The sequence below is a fragment of the uncultured Lamprocystis sp. genome, assembly GCF_903933125.1.
In the GTDB taxonomy this organism is placed as follows: domain Bacteria; phylum Pseudomonadota; class Gammaproteobacteria; order Chromatiales; family Chromatiaceae; genus Thiodictyon.
In genome coordinates, this window is record NZ_CAIZIZ010000255.1 from 1 (window position 1) to 20074 (window position 20074).

Here is a 20074-nt window from a genome sequence, read left to right on the forward strand (position 1 = left end):
GTCGCGCGGGATGCCGGTCTCCTTCGCCAACATCGGCACGCTGGCGTTGTTGGGCGGCAGCAGTTTGACCACGATGCTGTTCTTGAACTCGTCGGAATAGGTTTTCAACGTTCGTCGCCTGGTTCGTGATACCGGGGTGCGGGGGCGAGACCCCGGATCGGTGATGCCCCATCCTCACACAAATCCTCCCAGGGGGAGGCGACTTCTATCCTGACGCCTGGGGGGATTAACCTAAAAAGAGCAGTTGCACCACAAAGACACAAAGGACACAAAGGATGTCAATGTGGTGCGTTTAAATGGTGGATCACCAGCCAGGTGAGGCGCATCATGACAATAACCCATTGTCTTTCTTTGTGATCTTTGTGCCTTTGTGGTGCGAACTGCCGAATTTCGGATTAATGATCAAGGCCCGCTTGGCGCCTTGGCGTGAGATCATTCCCGCGATATGAACAACAACACCAACCCAGCCTTCGCCCGCTACATCGGCATCGACTACTCGGGCGCCGCAACGCCGATGTCCAGCCTCAAGGGCCTGCGCGTCTACCTGGCGGATCGGGCGATGCTGCCGCAAGAGGTCCTGCCGCCGCCCAGCCCGCGCAAATACTGGACCCGGCGCGGCATTGCGCAGTGGCTGGTGGAGCGCCTCGCCGAAGATGAGCCCACCCTGGTCGGCATCGACCACGGATTCTCGTTTCCCTTGGATTATTTCGAGGCACATCACCTGCCCCCCGATTGGCCGGCCTTTCTCGCCGACTTCCAGCGCCATTGGCCGACCGACGAACTGATCTACGTGGATTTTGTCCGCTACGGCGACGTTGGACAGGGCGCCGAGCGCATGGGCAACACCCGCTGGCGGCGCCTGACCGAACAGCGTGCGGGCACGGCCAAGTCGGTCTTCCACTTCGATGTGCAGGGCTCGGTCGCCAAATCCACCCACGCCGGCTTGCCCTGGCTTTTGTACCTGCGCCGGCAGCTTGGCGACCGGCTCCATTGCTGGCCGTTCGACGGCTGGCAAGTCCCCACCGGACGGTCGGCGGTGGCGGAGGTCTACCCGGCCCTATGGAAGCGCGCATTCCCCCTGGAAGGACGCAGCCCGGACCAGCAAGACGCCTATTGCGTCGCCGCCTGGCTGCGCCAAAGCGATCTGGACGGCCGCCTGAAAGGACACCTTGCGCCCTCACTGACGCCACCGGATCGCGCCAGGGCCGAAGTGGAAGGATGGATTCTCGGGGTCGGCTGAGGATGCGGAGCCAGTTGAGACCCGCCAGGTCGGAAGGATAAGGCGATTTCCGAGGAATGTCGTACCGCGCGGGTTCGACCTCCAGTGGGCGGGGCGACGCGACCGGAGGCCGACGCTTTAGCGGGCGGAGGCGCCGCGTCCGCCTGAAGCCTCGACCTCCGGTCTGTTGTGCGCGTGGGCCTTGATCGTAATCCCGGCCAGCGGCGTGCGTGGTCAGGGCTTCCAGCCCTGACGGTGTCAGGCCAGGATGGCCTGACTACGCACCAGGCGAGCCCAGGTGGCCGGAATCTTGTTCAAGGCCCGCGCGTGCATCATCATCCGGACTGCATCTAATATTTTAGGGGCGACTAAAGTCGCCCCTACGCGTTGGTATAGCCTTCTTACCTGATATCCGGACAGACCCTTGGTGTAGGGGCGGGTTTGAAACCCGCCCCTACGTCCGGTTATCACGTCCGATGGCTATACCTCTTTTCCCGGAAATCACCGAAGTCGTCGCCCCGTGGTGTCGGGGTGACTTCTGAAACCGGGTCAGCACCACGGGCGGCGTTCGCGATCACATGATGGCGTGCATCTTTCCAGCGCAGGATCGCGTCGTTCACGCGCGGTCCCGCAAGAAGGTGGCCAGGTCAGGCGGTGACGGGCCTGCCGTTCGGGAGCTACCCTAGCAGCCTGTCGGACTTGATGAGGTAACCGATTGAAGTTAAAGAGTTTCAGCTTTTTTGGCGCAAATTTTTTATCTTCTATAATCAAGTTCTTACGCTGCAAGTCCGACAAACTGCTAGACCCGGCAGAACGCGCTAAATCAGCTTCGCAACCTTCATCAATACGCCGATCCAGGATTTCCGCCAGGGCGCGGGCCTGGGTTGCGGCCTGTTGCTCGCTGAACCCGCCCGCTTTGAGGGTTTCGGAATAGGCCAGGGTGTCAAGAATGAAGCTGGTCATGAATGGGTTCCGGTGCTTCGTGGGGTCGGTGAACACTGCGCCGCGGTCCGGGTGCGCCGCACGGGAGGCGCAATCAGAATACCCCGTGCGGGCGACGGGTGGGGGCACAATGACGCGATTCCGGCAGGTCACGTCGCCCGCAAGCGGGCTCCTATGGAGCTTGATTCTTGATAGCGTCTTATTCGGAAATCGCCTAAAGTCCGACAGGGTGCCAGGGGTTCGCTGGCCCCGCGGTGGTTACCCTAGATTACGGTGCCTGATGGCCGGGGGCAATTCGCGCCCCGCCGCGAACGCTGTGCCGCAATGCCTGCCCCGGACGTCGGCCTCTCGCGGCAAGCCGAAGGCGGTGGTCGCGCCTGGAACGGTCAGGGCTGGAAGCCCTGACTACGCAACCTCGCACGCTGGCAGTCGCGACAGCGGTCGAGAGGACTTTCATGTTCCGGGGTGGCGCGGGCGCCATGGTCGTTACCCCGCATGCCGTTGGTTCGCCAGGATCAAAGCGACGCGCAAGGATTGGTGGCGCGCTTATCTGTGATGCGGGGGGCGGCGCGGCTGGGATCGGAAACGCATGATGTATTCCGTGCTTTCCGTGTGCTACCTTGGCTGGAATCCAGAGACCCGAGCGCGGTGGCCGGGATATTGGTTAAAACCACTCCGGTGCCGGCCCGCGTGTTTCCCCCTTTTGCAGACCCTGTTCCACATCATGCGCTTTGACGTCAGCAACGACGAGATCAAACGGGCCAACGTGCCGCACGAGATCTTTCTGACCAACCTGATCGGCAACCACATTCTGATCACCGTTGGCGCCGGGGGCCTGGCGGGGTCTTTCCCCTGGGTGATGGCGATCATCCCCGCCATTTCATTCGGCCTGTTGGGTTACATTCTGTGGCGGGCCAATCGGTCCAAGGCCAGCGACCCCTGGTATGTGATGTGTCACTGGCAGGTGTGCGCCCGCCGCAGCCGTATCTTTCTCTTCATGCTACTGTTGTTGCTTGTGTTTCTGGTGCTCGGCTGGGCGGCACACACCTATGGCGGGATGATGAAGGAGGCGGTGATCGCCTTGGTCGTCGGCACCGGCATCCTGCCGGTGATGGTCACGGTGCTGGTGCTGGTGATCGTGGAGTCCGACGCGCTCTATCACGCCAACCAGGCGAAACTGCCGGTTTGGGTGGTGGAGCGGTTCCCCAACCCCGAGGCGCGGATGATTCCCGAGGAACGCCCGGCGCAACATCACGAAACCTGAGTTGAAGGCGATCCATATCACATCCTATGCCAGCTCGCGCGGCCTTGATCATCGTTCCGGCCAACGACTGCCTGTCCGCAAGTCGCGTATGAGGTCATGCTGTTGAAACCCTGGTGGGCACCGGATCCGGTCTCGCGTCTGCTGTCGGACCTGATTACGGCGGAGCTGTCACGGCTGCGGCCCGGCCTGCTCGGGGTGCGGCGCGCGCCGAATGCGTGCCTGGGGCGGAGCGGGCAGGGGGGCGCCGGCTTGCCTTCGGATCTCGGGGCGCTGGGTCTCGACTCGCTGGAGTTCTTGGATCTGGCGACGGCCGTCGTGGTGCAGTTTCATCTGCACGAGACCGGGCTCGATGATGCCCTGATGGCGGACGCTCGATTGGATCATTGGGTGGAGACAATCCTGCGCAGCCGGGCGCGCTGGGATGAGGCAATCAGCTTTCAAACCTCAGGGTCCACCGGCCGGCCGAAGATCTGTACCCATCGGATGGCCTTTCTGGAGCAGGAGATCGCCTTCTTTGCCGATCGACTGCACGACCGGCGCCGCCTCCTCTGCGCCGTACCCAGCCACCATATCTATGGCTTCCTGTTTTCCGTGATGCTGCCGGCCGCCTTGGGCATCCCGGTGTTGGACCTGCGTGAGGTACTGCCGGGCAGCGTGCTGCGCCAGGCCGAGCCGGGGAACCTGCTGATCGGCCATCCGGCCTTTTTCGATTTGGCGACACGCGCTCCGGTGTCGGTCGCTGCCGATATCGTTGCCGTTTCGTCCACGTCACCCTGCCCGGAACCGGTCTGGCGGCGGCTCGGCGAGTCGGGTTTCGCCAGGATCATCGAGGTCTATGGCGCCTCGGAGACGGCCGGCATTGGTGAGCGCAATGCGCCGGACGCGCCCTTCCGGCTGTTGCCCCAGTGGTCGCGCGATAGCGGCTCGAACACGCGCATCGTTCGCCTGTCCGCGGTTGGCGAGGCGGTGCCGGCCGAGTTGCCGGATCAGGTCCAGTGGGTCGCTGACGACCGCTTTCATGTCCTGGGACGGCGCGACGGTGCGGTGCAAGTTGGCGGGATCAATGTGTTTCCGCGGCGTGTCGAGCGTTGTGTCCGCGAGCATCCGGAGGTCGCTGACGCACTGGTGCGGCTGGCCAGTGCCGAGCAGGGCGGACGGCTGAAGGCCTTCGTCGTTCCAGGCGCAGGGTGTTCCGACCCGCAACACCTGCCCGAGCGGCTCCACGCCTGGCTCGCCGAACGGTTAGCGCCCGCGGAGCGGCCCCGGACCATCACCGTCGGTACGCAGTTGCCGCGGTCGAGGCTCGGGAAGTTGACGGATTGGGATTAGGCAATTAAACGGACGTAGGGGCGGGTTTCAAACCCGCCCCTACACGAAGGTCTGTCTGGATATCAGGTGCGAACGCTCTACTTAGCCTATTCATTAAAAACAGTTTCAAACCACGCGGTCGCAAGCGCCTGTGCCGGCGGTACGGGACGCGACCAGAGATACCCTTGCCCCCAATCGCAGCCGAGTTCCGTGAGTAATGTCAGTTGCCGCTGCGTTTCGATGCCCTCGGCCACCACCTCTTTGCCGATGGAATGCGCCATGGCGATCATGCCGGCGACCAGATTACGATCGCGCGGCGTCTCCACGCCGCGAATGAACTCACGGTCGATCTTGAGGCTGCTGATCGGCAGTTCACGCAGATAGGCCATGGAACTGAAACCAGTGCCGAAATCGTCCAGCGACAACTTGATCCCGCCCTGATCCAGGAGGTGCAGTGAGGCCTTCACGCTCGGTGTCATGCGCAGCAACAGGGATTCGGTGATCTCAATTTCGATCAGATCCGGCGGCACGTCCGCCGCGTGCAGGTCCGCCAGCAACCGCCCTGAAAACGAGCGGGCCTCCAGGTCCGCGGCCGAGACATTGATGGCGAGCAGTACGCCCTCGCTATCCTGTTCGAGCAGTTCGCGTAACAGCCGGATGGATTGGCGCAGCACGGCGACCGTCACCGAGCGGATCAGGCCGTTGCGTTCCGCCGCCGGGATGAAATCACCCGGCATGATGATGTCGCCGGCCGCGGTGCGCCACCGTGCCAGCACTTCGAAGCGTCGCTGCCGGCTCGGGGCGGCAATCGGGAGCTGCGGCTGGAGCAGGATTTCGATCGCGTCGATGGGGGACCGGCCGAGGAGTGCGCGGTCGATTTCCAGCCGTTTCAGTGCCTGTGTTTCCAGGTTTTGATCGAATGGGCGAGCGCAGTTGCGGCCTTCGTCTTTGGCCCGATACAGCGCCAGATCGGCTTGCTTGAGCAGTTCGCCGGGTGCCGAGTCGGCGCCGCCGATGGCCAGACCCAGCGAACAGGTGATGGAGAAGGTGTCGCCCTCGACGGTGATCGGCTGGCGCAGTGATCTGACCACCCGTACCGCTTGCGTGAAGGGGTCATCGTCGGGCTGTTGCGGCAGCAGCAGCACGAATTCGTCGCCGCCGAGCCGGGCGGCCAGGCCATCGCCAGGCAGGGCCGCGCTGATTCGCTCGGCCAGGGCGCACAGCAGGATATCGCCCTTGTCATGGCCAAGGGTGTCGTTGATGGTCTTGAAATGATCGATATCCAGGAGTGCGACTGAGAACGTTCGGCCATCATGCCGGCTCGACTCGATCGCTTCGACCAGTGCCTCGCGGAAGCGCTCCCGATTCGGGAGTCCGGTCAGAGCGTCATGCAGCGCGCGATGGCGCATCTCCTCGCGTGACTGACGCAATTGGTCGCCTTGATGCGCCAGTGACTGGGCCAGCCGTTTGAAATGCGCCGCATTGGCGACGATGACCTGCTGGATCAGATTTTTCAGCGCCAGCCCGGTGGCCAGCGCGACCTTCGACCAGGGCCGCGCGTAATGGGTCCGCTCTTCCTGCCAGACCTGGAAGACGCGGTTCGGCCAACCAAAAGGACGGTCACCGTCCCCGCCGGTAAATGGCAGCGAGGCCGGATTGGCGCCCCAGTTGACCGCGTAGTTGGTGCTTCGGCGCCCGAACACCAGCATGTCCTCGCGTCGTTCGTCGATAAAGATCACCATGACACCGGCCAGCCGGTGCGGGTAGATCGCCGCCGGTTCAAACTCGCCGGATAGACAATCGGTACTCCAGACGGGTCCGGGGCGGGTTTGCAGAAAGACGAGCAGCTCCTGAGTCTCCTCCGCCGACAGACTGCAGTCGTGCCCGATGAACATTGATTGACCATGATGATAAATCTGCACGGCGTCGGCGCCGATCAGGTCGCACAGCAGTTGCTCCTTACCGATGAAACTCTCGGGAAAGGGTTGCTCGATGTCGATCTCGCCGACGATCCGGTTGACCTCCGCCACGCCGAGTTCGCTGGCGCGATTGCACTCGCGTTCCTCGACCAGGGCGAGGCGCGTCGACAGCCAGCCGCTCAGTTCGATCAGCCGGCGGCGCGTAGCGGCGGTCACCGGATGCGGGGCGCGATGATGAAAGATCACCAGGCCCCAGAGTCGCTCCTCGAACATGATGGATAGCGACATGGAGCCGTTGACCCCAAAGCGCTTCAAATAATTGCGATGAATCGACGACTGGGCGCGCACATGGGCGATGCCGATATCGATGGCAGCGGGGGCGAGTGTTCGGCTCAACAGCGGCACGTCGGAATGATCACGGCTGGGGGCGTAGCGCAGCGGCGTCTCGCGATAGAGCGCACGGGCTTGGCGCGGGATGTCGGTCGCCGGATAGCGCAACCCCAGGATCGACGGCCAGGCATCGGGCAGCAGACTCTCGGCGATGACGACCCCGTCGTCCTCGGCTTCAAACCGGTAGGCGACCACGCGCTCAAACCCGCTCAGATGGCGCAGCGTCGCGACGGCCGTGCCGCAGACCTCAACCGCGTCGGTGCAGGCGTGCAACCGCTGTTGGAAGGCCTCGACATCGAAACCGCGCAGGCGCTCATCCATCGCCATTTCGCCGCAGGGCTCGACCTCCAACAGCAGCCGATCGCGCCAGCGATGCAGTCGCACGTCGAGCGGCAGTTCACCTACCGGGGTCGTCACGCGAAAGAACGACGGAGCAAAGGCGGCGGGGTCCGCGGCCGCCCCCAGGCAGGCGTGCAGCTCGGAAGCGCCGGTCGTCAGGGCCCGACTCACCGGCGCGTCGAGCAGTTGCTCGGGTTCCAGTCCCAGATACATGCCCGTGTTGGCGCTGCAGGCATCGATCCGCAGCGTCTTGGGATCGACCACCAGCAGACAGCCGAACGGTTGGATCAGGCCGCAGGTCGCGATCGGTTCCGCATCGCACAGGGAAAAATCGAACGAGGCGGCGGACAGACCGGCCATGGTTTCGCAAAATTTGCCGGAGATCAGGTCATAAGCCGTCTGTTCGTTGCGCGGGGGCAAGCGGCGCAGCGGCTCGACAACGATCCAGAATTCGCCAGGGCGGTTAGAGGCGCGCATCGCAATGCACACCTGCACCGGATGCATCTCGAAATCGAACACGAACTCGAAGGTCGTGTTCAGATTGCCGGTCAAGACTCCCCGGCGGAACCGTCCATAGAACTCAGGAACGATGGTGCAGGGTGCCACGTCCGAGAAGAAGTTTCGCCCGATCACCGCCTCCGGCTCGCGATTCGTGATCTCGGCCTGCGACCGGCTGTAGAAGAGAATGATCCCAGCGGCATCGACGCGGATCGCTCCGCAGGGCAGTTGGTCCAGTTGCTCTTCGGATAGGGCGTCCAGGTGCTGGGGGTCGTGCAGGTCGATCGCGTCGTCAAGATTCATGGATTGGTCGAGTCTGGTTAGCCTGTTGTCGGCGGCTGCCGACAGGGCGAATACGGCAGCAGCCGCCGTCGGGGGCCTTGATCGGCGCTCCGGCCAGCGGTGCTCACTTGGAGTCCAAGGCTTCAGCCTTGGTGTGCCGATCCGATTGCGCACGGCAGCGCCGATAGTATGCCAATCGGTGTCGTTGATTGCCTGATATCTGATCGCGGGCCGCGGATTGTCGTACCCTGTGCGGCCTGTTTGAACGATCCTGTTGATTCTCACTCTGCTGCGGAGCGTCCCCCTTGCTCGTCAACCCCGTCCACCATCGGCACCCCTATCCCTTCTTCACCGTGGAGCCGGCATTTTCGCCCGCGGATTGCGCCTGCCTGGAGGGGCTCTTCGAGCAAGACCTGCCCTGGCGTGAGCACGGCGGCGCGTTCTACGAGGTCCGCAATTGTGACTCGACCGATCGGATCGATCCGCACGTCCTTGCCGCGGTGGTCGAGCGCATGCGTGCGCTGACTGGCATGCCGCTCACCGCACGGGTCGCGGTCACCGCGCAAACCATGGCGCCGGGCCAGCGGATTGGCGTCCACAGCGACCGGCCGTTGGTCGGATTCGAGGCCGTGCGATTGGTGGTGCAATGGAACCGGGGTTGGCGGGCGGAGGATGGCGGTGTCCTGCAGGTGCATGATGACGAGGCGGGCACCCGCGTCTGTGCGGTTGCGGCCCCGCGGTTCAACAGCGCCTTGGGTTTCATCATGCATCCGGGATCCTATCACTCGGTGACTGAAACAACCAAGCCCAGGCGCACGCTGGTTTTCAACTTCTGGCATGTCGGCAACAGCCCGGCGCTGGCCGATGCGGTGAAGACCCTGTTCGCGCGCATGCAGTTCGGCGAACTCCCAAGCCTGCTGGATCCGCTCCGCGTCGAGGCGGAGCGCTCCCTCCCGGAAGAGCAGACGTACCGCGCCCTGGTTGTTGCGACCGCCTTGCAGCGCTGGGGCCTGCCGGAGCGGATCATCCGTGACGGCTACCAGGCTGCCACCTTTCCCCCGGAATCGCCCGGCACTGACGGCGCCGCCGCGGCAGCCATTGCCTTGGCGCAGTGGGCCGCACACCTCTATGTCGACGATTTTGATCTGGCGCAGTGGCAGCGGCTGAACCTCGCTTTGGCGCCGCTGCGATCGACTGACCGCGCGTCGCTTGCGGCGTTTTGCGAGGTCGCTTTTCCCGGTTCACGTGGGCCATGATCATGGTTCGGGCCGGTCTCCCTTTGGCGTCTCGGTCGTGTTTAACTTGTTCTTGATGCGTTACTAAATCTAATCATGACCCACCGGATAATAGTCCTCGTCGAGGATCTCCGACTCGCGATACGGACAGGCCGCGGGAAAGGTCGTACCGGGCAACTGGGTTTCTTTGCCGGCCAGCGTGACGGCATCGGCATAGGCTTCGGCGATGATCTCCGCAAGGATCGCTTTCAAGCCGGGAGTCTTCTTCAGACGCTTGGCGATCCGGTCACGTTGTTCGATGATGGTGGAACGCCAACTTCGGCCGTCGAACTCGCGCCACTTGTCCGAAAGCTGCGGCAGTTGGTATTCCCATTTCAGTAGATGGGCAAGCAGAATCGTCAGGCGGTTCTCCAATTCGCGCTGCTCGCTCTTACCCATGTCATCCAGTTCCTCCAGGAGATGCGCGGTATCGAGTGCGTCATAGTTGCCGCTACGCAGTAATTCCGCGTTACGTTGCGCCCAGGCCGAATAGTCGATGTGGTATAGGTTGCTGAGTTCAGTCATGGCATCTACTCGGGCCTCGATCAAGATTCCGGCCCCTTGGGCTCGCCGGGTGCGTCGTCAGGCTATCCTAGCCTGACACGGGTGCGTAGTCAGGCCATCCTGGCCTGACACGGTCAGGGCTGGAAGCCCTGACGACGCACGCCGTTGGCCGGGATCACGATCAAGATGCCGTTCGTCTGCGCGGTCAGCAATGGATAACACTGACGACGCACGCCGTTGGCCGGGATGACGATCGAGGCCAACCCTCGGAAGAGTCCGCTTGCGGCTACTTCGCCGCCAACGCATCCAGCGCCTTGGCCGGGATGATCTGCCCGTTCAGCGCCGCATCCTTGGCTGACCGACCATAGGCCACCGCCATCAGGGTCGAGTAGTAAACCACCGGCATCTGGAACTTGGTGCCATAGGTCTGGTTGATCTGATCCTGATAGACCTCGACGTTCATCTGGCAGACGGGGCAAGGCGTCACGATCAGGTCGGCGCCGTGGTCGTAAGCGGCCTCAATGATGCCCTTGACCATCTCCTGGGATTTTTCCGGTTCCGAGAAGGCCAGCGCCCCGCCGCAGCATTGGACCTTCTTTTCATAGTCCGGAATCGAATCACCGCCGAGTGTCTCAACCAGCTTGTCCAGGTATTTTGGGTTCTCGTAGGACTCGCCCGCGATGCCGAACGGGCGGTTGGTCTGACAGCCGACATAGCCGGCGATCTTGATGCCTTCCAGCGGCTTCTTGACCCGCGCTTTGAGCGCCTCATAACCCAGGTCTTCGATCAGCACCTCGGCCATGTGCTTGATCGGTGTTTCATTGCGCAGCTTGAGACCGGCCTCGGCCAGCGCCGTGTTGCATTCGGCCAGCAGCGACTGATCCTCGTGCAGCCGTTCGGCGGCCTCGCGGGTGGACAGCCAACAGGCGGCGCAGGTGGCGACGATGTCCTGGCCGGGGTGATGCTGCTCGCTGAGCGCAATGTTGCGCGCGGACAGGGTGAGCCGCGGCAGTTCGCCGCCGCCGGCATAGCCGATGGAGGCGGCACAGCAGTTCCAGTCGGGGATCTCGTTGAGCTGGACCTCCAGCTCTTCGCACATGGTCTGAACCGAGATCAGATAGTTGGATGAGGAGGCGCCCTTCTGGGAGGAGCACCCGGGGTAGAAGGAATATTCGCGCTTGGCCATGGATGGGTCCTCTACTCAGGCGCCCGCGGACGGGCCGTTTTGGGCGATGCGGGCATCTTCCAGCTCCTGCGCTTTTTTCAGCACCTTGTGGAAGCCGGCCAAGTCCTTGACGGCATGGCCGCCGAAGGCTTCCTTGGGATTCATCCGCCCGGTCTTCATCATCGCCATGCCGAGCTTCTGGTTCTTGAGGGCGACCTTGATGCCATCGCCGAAGCCGTTCATGAAATAGAGTGCGAGGCCGAGCTTCAACTCATTGACGCGCCCCTTGACCATCAGATTGTCCCAGAACATCTGGGCAAACTTGGCCGTGGGGTTGGTCTTGGGCACCAGACCCAGACGCTTCGCATAGTGGGCCAGGCCGTGCATGATGTGAGTGATCGGCAATTCCCGCGGGCAGCGCACGATGCAGTTGTAGCAGGAGGTGCACATCCACACCGATTCGGACTGCAACACCGCCTCGCGCTTGCCGGCGCGAATCATCATGAAAATCTCCTGGGGCGGATGCTCCCAGAACTTGCCGAGCGGGCAGGAGCCGGAGCACACGCCGCACTGCATGCACATCTTGACCCATTCACCCTCCTCGACATTCGCCTCAACCTCCTTTAAGAAGCTGTTGCGATACCGCTCGATCATCGCCGTATTCAGTTCGCCCATGAGACGCTCTCCGCAAATTCGTTCTAAACCTGAAATAATTCAAATTTTTACTAAAATTTGAATGGGCTCATGCCGATCCGCGTGATGGTTTCGGCCATCTCGTTGAGGATCGCCGGGGCGCGCTTCAGGTCGGTGATGGCGACTTCATGGACCGCCACCCGCTCGGTTTCCAGGTTCAACTGAGTGAGAGTGTCGCCGACCTTGGAGAGCCGCTCGGCCGCCATCGCGGAGCCGCGCACGAAGTGACACTGATAGTCGTCATCGCGGCGGCACCCCATGAGCACAATGCCGTCATAGCCGGAGTTGAGCGCGTCCGTGACCCAGGAGAGGCTGACCGACCCCAGACAGCGCACCGGGATGACCCGCACGAAGGGGGTGATGTGTTCACCCGATTGCGCGGCCATGTCCAGCGCCGGATAGGCGTCGTTCTCACAGGCCAGGCACAGGATGCGCGGCTTTTCGGAGAACTCGTCCGGGACATCCACCGCCTTGAGCTGCTGGCCGACGGTGTCCACCGAGTAGTTGTCGAAGGAGATGACACGCACCGGGCAGGCGCCCATGCAGGTGCCGCAGCGGCGGCAGCGCGACTCGTTGAACTGCGGGTAACGCTGTTCGTCCTCGTTGATGGCGCCGAACGGGCATTCCACGGTGCAGCGCTTGCACTGGGTACAGCCCTCCTTGCGGAAGCGCGGGTAGGAGAGGTCGCCGACCCGCGGGTGAGCGGCGGAGCCGCGCGCGGCGTTCTCCAGTGACTGGATCGCCTTCATGGTGGCGCCGACCGCGTCGTCCATCGCCTGCTTCAGGTCCATCGGGCGGCGCACCGGGCCGGCGGCATAGATCCCGGTACGGCGGGTCTCGTAGGGGAAGCAGATGAAATGGCTGTCGACGAAGCCGTGCTTCAGGTGCGGAAGATCCGTCCCTTGGCGGTAGTCCAGGTTGAGGATCGAGGGCGGGGCGACCGCCAGCGCGGCACGGGCAGCGGCCTTCTCTTCCTCGGTCGGGGCCTCGTCGACCGCGAGCTGCGCATAGGGGTCCGGGCCGGTGTTGGGCACCTGGCCGGTGGCCAGGACCACCAGGTCGCAGACCATCTCGGTATCTTCGTTGAGGATCAGATCTTTGAACTTGACCCGCAGGTTGCCGCCGTCGGCGACGACCGCGGACGCCTGGCCCTTGGTGAAGGTCACCATGGCCTGCTGACCGGACCGATAGAAGTCTTCACCGGCGGCACCGGGAGTGCGCAGGTCGTCGAACAGGATGGTGGCGTCGCAGCCCGGGTTCTGCGCCTTGAAGTACATCGCCTGCTTGATGGACTCGGTGCAGCAGAAGCCGGAGCAGTAGGGCAGATGGCCGGCCTTGCTCGAGCGCTGACCGGCGCACTGGATGAAGGCAACCGCCTTGACCTCACGGCCGTCGGACGGGCGCTTGATGACGGCGCCGTTGGCCTGCTTGGCGAGCCGTTCGAACTCGAAATTGGTCAGCACGTCCGGCGTCGTGCCGTAGGCGAATTCCGGGAGCTGGTTGGCGTCGTAGGGCTTGTAGTCGGTGGCCTGGACGATGGCGCCGAAATTCTCGGTCAGCGTGCGGCCCGACTCCATGCTGAGGTCGGCCGAAAAACGCCCCGGCGCGCCGGACGTTTTGGTGATCTTCGCGTTCAGGTGCACCGTGATGCGGCCGTTGGCCATGACCCGCTCGATCAGGTCATCCAGGCCCGGGTCCTCGGGCTGGGGCAGGTCGACATCGTTGCCGTTGGGCACATCGAAGGCCGCGGCGCGGAAGGGGACGCGCTTGTAGAGATCCTTCCAGACCCCGCCCAGCACCGGTTCGTCACACACCAGATGCACCGGATAGCCGGCCTTGGCCGCCTCGACCGCCGCGGTCATGCCGGTCATGCCGCCGCCGACCACCAGCAGGGTCTTGTTCAGCTCCTGCTCGCCGGACGACTCCGGCACGGTCATGAACTTGATTTCGGCCGCCGCCATGCGGATGTAGTCGTCCGCCATCTCCTGGGTGGTCTCCTGGTGCTCGTCACCCGCGGGTCGCGACCAGATGACACCCTCGCGCAAATTCGCGCGTGACATGGCGACGGTCGGAAAGCTGAAGGCCTCGACCTTGGAGCGTCGCGAACAGGCGGCGATCATGATGTGGGTGGCGTTACCCGCGTCGATGTCGTCCTGGATCAGCTTGACGCCCTCGGCGCCGCACAGCATCGCGTGTTGTTTGACGCTCGGCAGCTTGCCCTCGCGGGTCGCCACGGCCTGGAGCTGTTTGGCATCCAGGCGTTCGCCGATACCGCACCCGGTGCAGATGTAACCGGCCAGTTTCTTCTCGGCTGCCATGGCTTAAACCTCCGCTCGGGCAACGCTGTTGACGACCTGGATGGCGCGCAGCGCCGCCCCGGTGGCATGTTGGACCGCCCGGTTGACATCGAGCGCATCGGCGGCACCGCCGGCGGCGAAGACCCCGCCATTGGCGCTGTCGGTCTCGATGAAGCCCTCGCGGTTGAGGACGATGGGCACCGGGAAGCTGGCCGGGTCCACGGAGGGCTCCATGCCGATGGCGAGCACAACCAGGTCATGGGGTTCGGCGAACCGCTGGTAGCCCTCGGTATCCACGCCATGGACCACCGGACTGCCGTCCTTGTCCTGGGTGATGGAGGCCGGTTTGGACTTGATGAACGTGATGTTCTGGTTGGCGCGGACTTTCTGATAGAAGTCCTCGAAGCGGTCGATGGCGCGCAGGTCGATGTAATAGACGTTGATCCGCGCGTCCGTGCCAAAGGCGTCGATCACATAAGTACATTGCTTGAAGCTCGCCATGCAGCAGATCCGCGAGCAGTGCAGCAGGTGATTGCGGTCGCGCGAGCCGGCGCACTGGATGAAGGCGACTTTCTTCGCCTCCTTGCCGTCGGAGGGGCGCACGAGCTTGCCGCCGGTGGGGCCGGTGGGGTCGGCCATGCGCTCGAACTCGACGCTGGTGATGACATTCGGAAAGCGGTCGTAGCCGTAGGGCTGGATCTTGGCCGCGTCGTAGGGCTTCCACCCGGTCGCCCAGATCACCGCGCCGCAGGGGAAGTCGATGGTTTCTTCCTGCATGTCGAGGTCGATGGCATCGTAGCGGCAGGCGGCCTTGGCCCGCTCGGCGTCCGGTGTGCCGATGATGGCCGGGTCCAGCACATAGCGCGCCGGGTGCGCCATGCGGTAGGGCAGGTAGGCGCCCTTGCGCTTGCCGAGCCCGTAGTTGTGTTCGTCGTCGAACTCCGCCGTGACCGCCTTGGCGCAGTCACCGCAGGCGGTGCAGTTGGCGTTGACATAACGGGGGGAGAGTTTGACGGTCGCCCGGTAGTTGCCCTTGTCGCCCGTGAGCCCGGTGACCTCGGCCATGGTCAAGATGGTCAGGTTGGGGTTCTGCTTGGCGCGGCGCTGATTGATTTCCAGCCCGCAGGTTGGAAAACAGAGCTTGGGGAAATACTTGTAGAGTTGGGAGACGCGGCCGCCCAGGTAGGGACGTTTCTCGACCAACACAACGCGTTTCCCGGTCTCGGCGGCTTCGAGCGCAGCGGTCATCCCGCTGATGCCACCGCCGACCACCAGGATGGTCTCGTTGGTTGCGACAACTGCCGTCATGGAACTTCCTCCGTCTTCGCGGACAGGGCAGGGGAACGACGGCAGCGGCGCGTGGTGCGGGCGGTCGTTCGGGGGTGTTACGGACGTTGCAGGGTCCGAATATCGGAAGTTGCTAAGATACCTGCGTAACCGCACGGCGGCTAGGGCGGGGACCAATTAACTCCATCGCAATTTTCGATGGTTTGATAGAGCGGTGTTATCGCCTCAGGTGATTTCCGGAACACCGGATACCACCCACCATCGGCTCGGATGTCGGTGCGACTTCCGTCGCACCGATTCGGACGCAGGTGCGACTGAAGTCGCACCTACATTGACCGGTATCCAAATTATCGGAAATCACCTTAGGTTTTCGCTGCCAAGCCGCGATACCAGCGCCAGAACAGGACGATCAGGCCGGCCGTGACGGCCAGGGTTGCCCCCAGCACCCACGGGTTGAGCTGACGGATGACGACGAGTATGGCGTGCAGGTTTTCATCCAGATAGTAAATCCCGAGTGCCCAGGTGCCCGTCCACAGGGCGGCGCCCAGTGCGTTGAACAGCGCGAAGCGCGGCCAGGGCATCTCCAGGATGCCGGCGGCGATGCCGTTCAACTGCCTTGGTCCGTCGAAGAACCGGGCCAGGACGATCAGCCAGCCGCCCCAGCGGGCGAAACCCGCCTCCACCCGTTCCAGATGCCGATCGCTCACGTGCAACCGGCGCAGCAAGGCGCGCCCGCCCCAACCGCCGATCAGGTAGCCGAGCGTGTTGCCGACCGTTGCCGCCAGGAAGGCCGCTGCCAGCAGCCAGCCGATCTGCAATTTGTGGGTGGTTGCCGCGTCGGCGGCGGCGGCCATCAGCAGGGTCTGGCCAGGCGTCGGAATGCCGACCCCCTCCAGACCCACGGCCAGGGCGACCGCGCCATAGCCATAGCGGTCGAGCCAGGGCTGGACCTCGGCGATCTCGTGTTTGATCTCCTGCGTGACGCGGCGGGCGAGCGGCTCGGCGGCTGCCGTCACTGCCGGGCCAGTGTCCGCTGGTCCAGTGGCCGGCGGGACCGCAGCCGGTGCGGCGGTTGCCGCGGCACCGCTCGCGCATCCGGCCAGTAAGAGCCAGGTCAGGGTCAGGCGCATGACCAGGCGGATCGTCGGGCTGTGATTGTGCATAATTCGGGTCACCGATGGTCAATGCCGCCTGCGCAGTGCGGCAGGCGAGGCGTCTCTTGTTGGAACACGATGTTATCCTGGCGGCCGGCAGCGCGCTGCTGCTGATCCATACCCTGGGGGTCTTGTCGGCGATCCACGCGGTGGCCGGGGTGCGCACGCCGCAGGGGGCCATCGCCTGGGCGGTGTCCCTGGTGACCTTTCCCTATCTGGCCCTGCCGCTGTACTGGATCTTCGGTCGCGACCGCTTTCAGGGTTATCTGGACCCGCTGCGTGCGCTGACCTTGGCCGGTGCGGATCAGCGGGTCGCCACTGTGTTGCGGACACTGGTGTCGGTGCGGGCCGAACTCCCCGCCGAGCGGGCCGCGGACCTGGACGTCCTGGCGCAACTCGGCGGCACACCCTTCACCAGCGGCAATGTGCCGACGCTGCTGGTCGACGGGGACGCCACCTTCGCCGCCATTTTCGCCGCGATCGAGTCGGCCGCCCGCTGCTGTCTGGTCCAGTTCTTCATCGTCAAGGATGATGATCTGGGCCGTCGGCTGCAAGCGCTCCTGGTGCGCAAGGCCGCCGCCGGAGTGCGGGTCTACCTGCTTTACGATGAGATCGGCAGCCATGGGCTGCCCCGATCCTATCTCGCCCCGCTACGCGCCGCCGGGGTCGCGGTGTCGGCTTTTCACAGCACCCATGGTCGGCGCAACCGCTTCCAACTCAATTTTCGCAATCACCGCAAGATTGTGGTGGTGGACGGTCATACCGCCTTTGTGGGCGGCCACAACGTGGGCGACGAGTATCTGGGCCGCGGCCCGCTGGGCCACTGGCGCGATACCCACCTGGGTCTGCGGGGGCCCGCCGCCCAGGCGCTGCAACTGGTTTTCGCGGCCGATTGGCACTGGGCCACCGGAACCATCCCCGAGTTGACTTGGGGGCTGGCGCCGCCGCCGGACGGCCCACCCGAGGGGGCCGCCGCGCAGGCGGTGCTGATCTATCCCACCGGACCGGCGGACGACCTCGATCGGTGCTCGATGTTCTTCCACCAGGCGGTTGTCGGGGCGCGGCGCCGAGTGTGGATCGCCAGCCCCTATTTCGTACCCGATGCGGCGGTCTTTACGGCCCTGCAACTGGCGGCCCTGCGCGGCGTTGAGGTACGCGTTCTGCTTCCCGAGAAACCGGATCACCTGATGGTCTACCTGGCGTCATATTCGTTCCTCGCCGCGGCAGACCGCACCGGCATCCAAATCTATCGATACCAGGATGGCTTCACGCATCAGAAAGTCGTGCTGGTCGACGATGCGGTGGCCAGCATCGGCAGCGCCAATCTCGATAACCGTTCGCTGCGGCTCAATTTTGAGATCACCGCGATCGTGGTCGACCGGAGCCTGGCCGCCGCGGTGCACGGGATGCTGGAGGAGGACTTCCGGCGGGCGCGGCGCGCCGGCGCCGCCGATCTCGCGCAGCGGGGATGGGCCTTCCGTTGGGCGGTGCGCGCGGCGCGGTTGCTTGATCCGATTTTATAAGGTTCACGCCAAGGCGCCAAGAACACCAAGGAGACACGCAGCAGTTCCCAACTTGGGCGGCAGCAACCAACATGGAACCGTCGGCGGGACTGATTGTGGATGAGCTACGCTTTCCGCCCTACAATGGCGGTACTGCCGTAGGGTGGATAAGGCGCGCCGTACGATGTTTGGGGACCGGCACGCCGGTCGTACGCGCCGCATCCACCATGGGTCGCGCGAGGCCCGCGAATTTGGAATTGGGGATCGAGGCGCGCGGTACTTCACCCTGTCGACGCTTGCTGCTAGTATCCGCCCCGGTTCGGGTCGCGCTGCCACCACCACGGGCTAATCGACCTACCCTTAATTTATTTTCAATCAGTTACACGTTTTTTACAAAGTTCTCGGGAGTTTCAGATGTCCGACGAAGTCCGTTATGAGGCACACCCCGCGAGCTTCCGGATGCGCCCTTTCGCCACCTTGATCACGGTGCTGGTCATGGTGGCCGGGGTCATCCTTACCGGGTTCGGTGAGCGACTCGCACCGCTGATCGGGGCCGCGCTGGGGGGCGCGCTGTCCGGACAGATCGCACAATATCTCGGCGTCGCGATGTTCGCGATCGGCGGCCTGGTTCTGTTCGCCTGGTATGTCCCGGCCCGTTTCGATCGGCTCACGATTACGGACGACAGTTTGTCGCGGGTGGTTGGTCTCTTCAACAAGCGCTATACCGAGGTCAGCCTGGATTCGGTGCGTACGCTGCAAGTCAACCAGAGTTTGCTGCAGCGCATGCTGGACGTCGGTGATCTGACGATTTACACCACCGGCGATCTGCCCGAACTGACCATGCGCGGGCTGCCGAATCCCGAACGGATCCGTTCGCTGGTGCAAGGCCGCGCCTGATCCAGCGATTTCCGCCGCCGGGCGACCGTGGTCTCGATCGCGGCGCCAACCTCAGGCGATTCGGTCACATCCGGTCATCGCCGGAGCGCGCATTCAGCAACCCCTGATCCGTTCGATGCGCCGCTGCATCGCTTGAGTCGGGCACACAGAGGCATACCGCATGTTCGAATGGATCGCGAGCCCCGAGGCCTGGATTTCGCTGGTCGTCCTGACCGCGCTCGAGATCGTCCTGGGGATCGACAACATCATCTTCCTGTCGATCCTGGTGAGCCGCCTGCCGGCGGTGCAGCGCAATCGGGCGCGCCTCCAGGGACTGGCCCTGGCCATGCTCACCCGGATCGCCCTGCTGCTGTCCCTCGCCTGGATGATGCGCCTCACCGATCCCATGTTCACCATCATGCCGGAGTTTGCGGCGACCCTGCAGGACATACACCTGCGCGATGCCCTGGCCGTCTCCGGGCGCGATCTGATCCTGGTCTTCGGCGGCCTGTTCCTCTTATGGAAAAGTGCCGATGAGATTTTCGACAGTCTCGAGGGGGATGCGCACACCTCCGAGGTGCACGCCCCCTCCCGTTACTGGATGGTGCTCGCCCAGATCGCCATCATCGACATCGTCTTCTCGCTGGATTCGGTGATCACCGCGGTGGGGATGGCGCAGCATGTGCCGGTCATGGTGATCGCCATCATCATCGCGGTCGGGGTCATGATGTTGGCCGCCAAGTCCATCGGCGATTTCGTGGAGGCCCATCCCAGCATCAAGATGCTGGCCTTGAGCTTTCTGATCCTGGTGGGTGTGGTGCTGATCGCCGAAGGCGTGGGCCAGCACATCCCCAAGGGTTACATCTACTTCGCGATGGCCTTCTCGGTGGCGGTGGAAATGCTCAACATCCGGGTGCGCAAGCGGCGCGCGGCGGCGCTGGATCCGGTGCACCTGCGCGGGGAGCCGCATGCGGCCGAGGAGGAGGGTGTGACTTGAGAGGCTGTCGATCGTTGTCGTTGTCGTAATCGCGTTTACGATACCCGCGAGGACGCTCTCGCGCCGCGTCGTTTCGCGATCCTTAGGTGATTTCCGACAATTTGGATACCGGTCAATGTAGGTGCGACTTCAGTCGCACCCGTGTCCGAATCGGTGCGACTGAA

Annotated in this window: 16 protein-coding genes; 7 read left to right on the forward strand and 9 right to left on the reverse strand. The window is 63.8% G+C overall.

The genetic code is table 11. The features are described from left to right. The first annotated feature begins 445 nt into the window (after positions 1–445). The gene (locus tag QZY03_RS12760; RefSeq protein ID WP_295581570.1) at positions 446–1240 is read left to right on the forward strand and encodes a hypothetical protein; all 795 of its coding nucleotides are present in this window, start codon (positions 446–448) and stop codon (positions 1238–1240) included. A gap of 528 nt (positions 1241–1768) precedes the next feature. Here QZY03_RS12760 and QZY03_RS12765 read toward each other — a convergent pair. Continuing rightward, complete coding sequence (locus QZY03_RS12765) at positions 1769–2182, reverse strand: hypothetical protein (protein WP_295581572.1); 414 nt, start codon at positions 2180–2182, stop codon at positions 1769–1771. A 703-nt stretch (positions 2183–2885) separates the two neighbouring features. Here QZY03_RS12765 and QZY03_RS12770 point away from each other — a divergent pair. Together QZY03_RS12770 and QZY03_RS12775 are read left to right on the forward strand one after the other, a co-directional pair. After that, complete coding sequence (locus tag QZY03_RS12770) at positions 2886–3425, forward strand: hypothetical protein (RefSeq protein WP_295581574.1); 540 nt, start codon at positions 2886–2888, stop codon at positions 3423–3425. Positions 3426–3521: 96 nt separating this feature from the next. Beyond that, a complete protein-coding gene (locus tag QZY03_RS12775) occupies positions 3522–4754 on the forward strand; it encodes an AMP-binding protein (RefSeq protein WP_295581576.1) in 1233 nt (410 codons plus the stop codon). An 86-nt stretch (positions 4755–4840) separates the two neighbouring features. On the opposite strand, the gene QZY03_RS12780 is transcribed toward QZY03_RS12775, so the two are convergent. Next, on the reverse strand, positions 4841–8182 hold the full coding sequence (locus tag QZY03_RS12780) for an EAL domain-containing protein (protein ID WP_295581577.1): 3342 nt from the start codon (positions 8180–8182) through the stop codon (positions 4841–4843). 284 nt (positions 8183–8466) lie between these two features. Here QZY03_RS12780 and QZY03_RS12785 point away from each other — a divergent pair, with 284 nt between their 5' ends. Beyond that, positions 8467–9417 (forward strand): 2OG-Fe(II) oxygenase, encoded by a 951-nt coding sequence (locus tag QZY03_RS12785; RefSeq protein ID WP_295581579.1) that lies wholly within the window; start codon positions 8467–8469, stop codon positions 9415–9417. 69 nt (positions 9418–9486) lie between these two features. Here QZY03_RS12785 and QZY03_RS12790 read toward each other — a convergent pair whose 3' ends face one another. From QZY03_RS12790 to QZY03_RS12820, 7 genes are all read right to left on the reverse strand, one after another. Further along, on the reverse strand, positions 9487–9960 hold the full coding sequence (locus tag QZY03_RS12790; protein WP_295581581.1) for a DUF29 domain-containing protein: 474 nt from the start codon (positions 9958–9960) through the stop codon (positions 9487–9489). A 113-nt stretch (positions 9961–10073) separates the two neighbouring features. Continuing rightward, a complete protein-coding gene (locus QZY03_RS12795; protein ID WP_295581583.1) occupies positions 10074–10202 on the reverse strand; it encodes a hypothetical protein in 129 nt (42 codons plus the stop codon). 23 nt (positions 10203–10225) lie between these two features. Continuing rightward, on the reverse strand, positions 10226–11125 hold the full coding sequence (locus QZY03_RS12800) for a CoB--CoM heterodisulfide reductase iron-sulfur subunit B family protein (RefSeq protein ID WP_295581585.1): 900 nt from the start codon (positions 11123–11125) through the stop codon (positions 10226–10228). Positions 11126–11140: 15 nt separating this feature from the next. Further along, a complete protein-coding gene (locus QZY03_RS12805; protein WP_295581587.1) occupies positions 11141–11779 on the reverse strand; it encodes a 4Fe-4S dicluster domain-containing protein in 639 nt (212 codons plus the stop codon). Between the two features lie 50 nt (positions 11780–11829). After that, positions 11830–14115 carry a hydrogenase iron-sulfur subunit gene (locus tag QZY03_RS12810; protein WP_295581589.1) on the reverse strand — a complete coding sequence of 762 codons (2286 nt, stop codon included), beginning with the start codon at positions 14113–14115 and terminating at the stop codon, positions 11830–11832. Between the two features lie 3 nt (positions 14116–14118). Further along, positions 14119–15402, reverse strand: coding sequence for an FAD-dependent oxidoreductase (locus tag QZY03_RS12815; protein WP_295581590.1), 1284 nt, complete (start codon positions 15400–15402; stop codon positions 14119–14121). A 341-nt stretch (positions 15403–15743) separates the two neighbouring features. Continuing rightward, positions 15744–16544, reverse strand: a complete 801-nt coding sequence (locus QZY03_RS12820) for a DedA family protein (protein ID WP_295581592.1) — start codon at positions 16542–16544, stop codon at positions 15744–15746. A gap of 59 nt (positions 16545–16603) precedes the next feature. On the opposite strand from QZY03_RS12820, the gene cls reads away from it, so the two are divergent. The 3 genes from cls to QZY03_RS12835 all read left to right on the forward strand — a co-directional run bounded on the left by cls (position 16604) and on the right by QZY03_RS12835 (position 19910). Further along, on the forward strand, positions 16604–18058 hold the full coding sequence (cls, locus tag QZY03_RS12825; protein ID WP_295581594.1) for a cardiolipin synthase: 1455 nt from the start codon (positions 16604–16606) through the stop codon (positions 18056–18058). Between the two features lie 393 nt (positions 18059–18451). Further along, positions 18452–18934 (forward strand): PH domain-containing protein, encoded by a 483-nt coding sequence (locus tag QZY03_RS12830; protein ID WP_295581595.1) that lies wholly within the window; start codon positions 18452–18454, stop codon positions 18932–18934. Between the two features lie 160 nt (positions 18935–19094). After that, on the forward strand, positions 19095–19910 hold the full coding sequence (locus QZY03_RS12835) for a TerC family protein (protein ID WP_295581597.1): 816 nt from the start codon (positions 19095–19097) through the stop codon (positions 19908–19910). Positions 19911–20074 lie beyond the last annotated feature (164 nt).

Coding starts and splice junctions, on each gene's coding strand:
- QZY03_RS12790 (WP_295581581.1), bottom strand. CDS start 9,960: ATGACTGAACTCAGCAACCTATACCACATCGACTATTCGGCCTGGGCG.
- QZY03_RS12815 (WP_295581590.1), bottom strand. CDS start 15,402: ATGACGGCAGTTGTCGCAACCAACGAGACCATCCTGGTGGTCGGCGGT.
- QZY03_RS12820 (WP_295581592.1), bottom strand. CDS start 16,544: ATGCACAATCACAGCCCGACGATCCGCCTGGTCATGCGCCTGACCCTG.
- QZY03_RS12830 (WP_295581595.1), top strand. CDS start 18,452: ATGTCCGACGAAGTCCGTTATGAGGCACACCCCGCGAGCTTCCGGATG.
- QZY03_RS12800 (WP_295581585.1), bottom strand. CDS start 11,125: ATGGCCAAGCGCGAATATTCCTTCTACCCCGGGTGCTCCTCCCAGAAG.
- QZY03_RS12780 (WP_295581577.1), bottom strand. CDS start 8,182: ATGAATCTTGACGACGCGATCGACCTGCACGACCCCCAGCACCTGGAC.
- QZY03_RS12770 (WP_295581574.1), top strand. CDS start 2,886: ATGCGCTTTGACGTCAGCAACGACGAGATCAAACGGGCCAACGTGCCG.
- QZY03_RS12775 (WP_295581576.1), top strand. CDS start 3,522: ATGCTGTTGAAACCCTGGTGGGCACCGGATCCGGTCTCGCGTCTGCTG.
- QZY03_RS12760 (WP_295581570.1), top strand. CDS start 446: ATGAACAACAACACCAACCCAGCCTTCGCCCGCTACATCGGCATCGAC.
- QZY03_RS12810 (WP_295581589.1), bottom strand. CDS start 14,115: ATGGCAGCCGAGAAGAAACTGGCCGGTTACATCTGCACCGGGTGCGGT.
- QZY03_RS12765 (WP_295581572.1), bottom strand. CDS start 2,182: ATGACCAGCTTCATTCTTGACACCCTGGCCTATTCCGAAACCCTCAAA.
- QZY03_RS12835 (WP_295581597.1), top strand. CDS start 19,095: ATGTTCGAATGGATCGCGAGCCCCGAGGCCTGGATTTCGCTGGTCGTC.
- QZY03_RS12805 (WP_295581587.1), bottom strand. CDS start 11,779: ATGGGCGAACTGAATACGGCGATGATCGAGCGGTATCGCAACAGCTTC.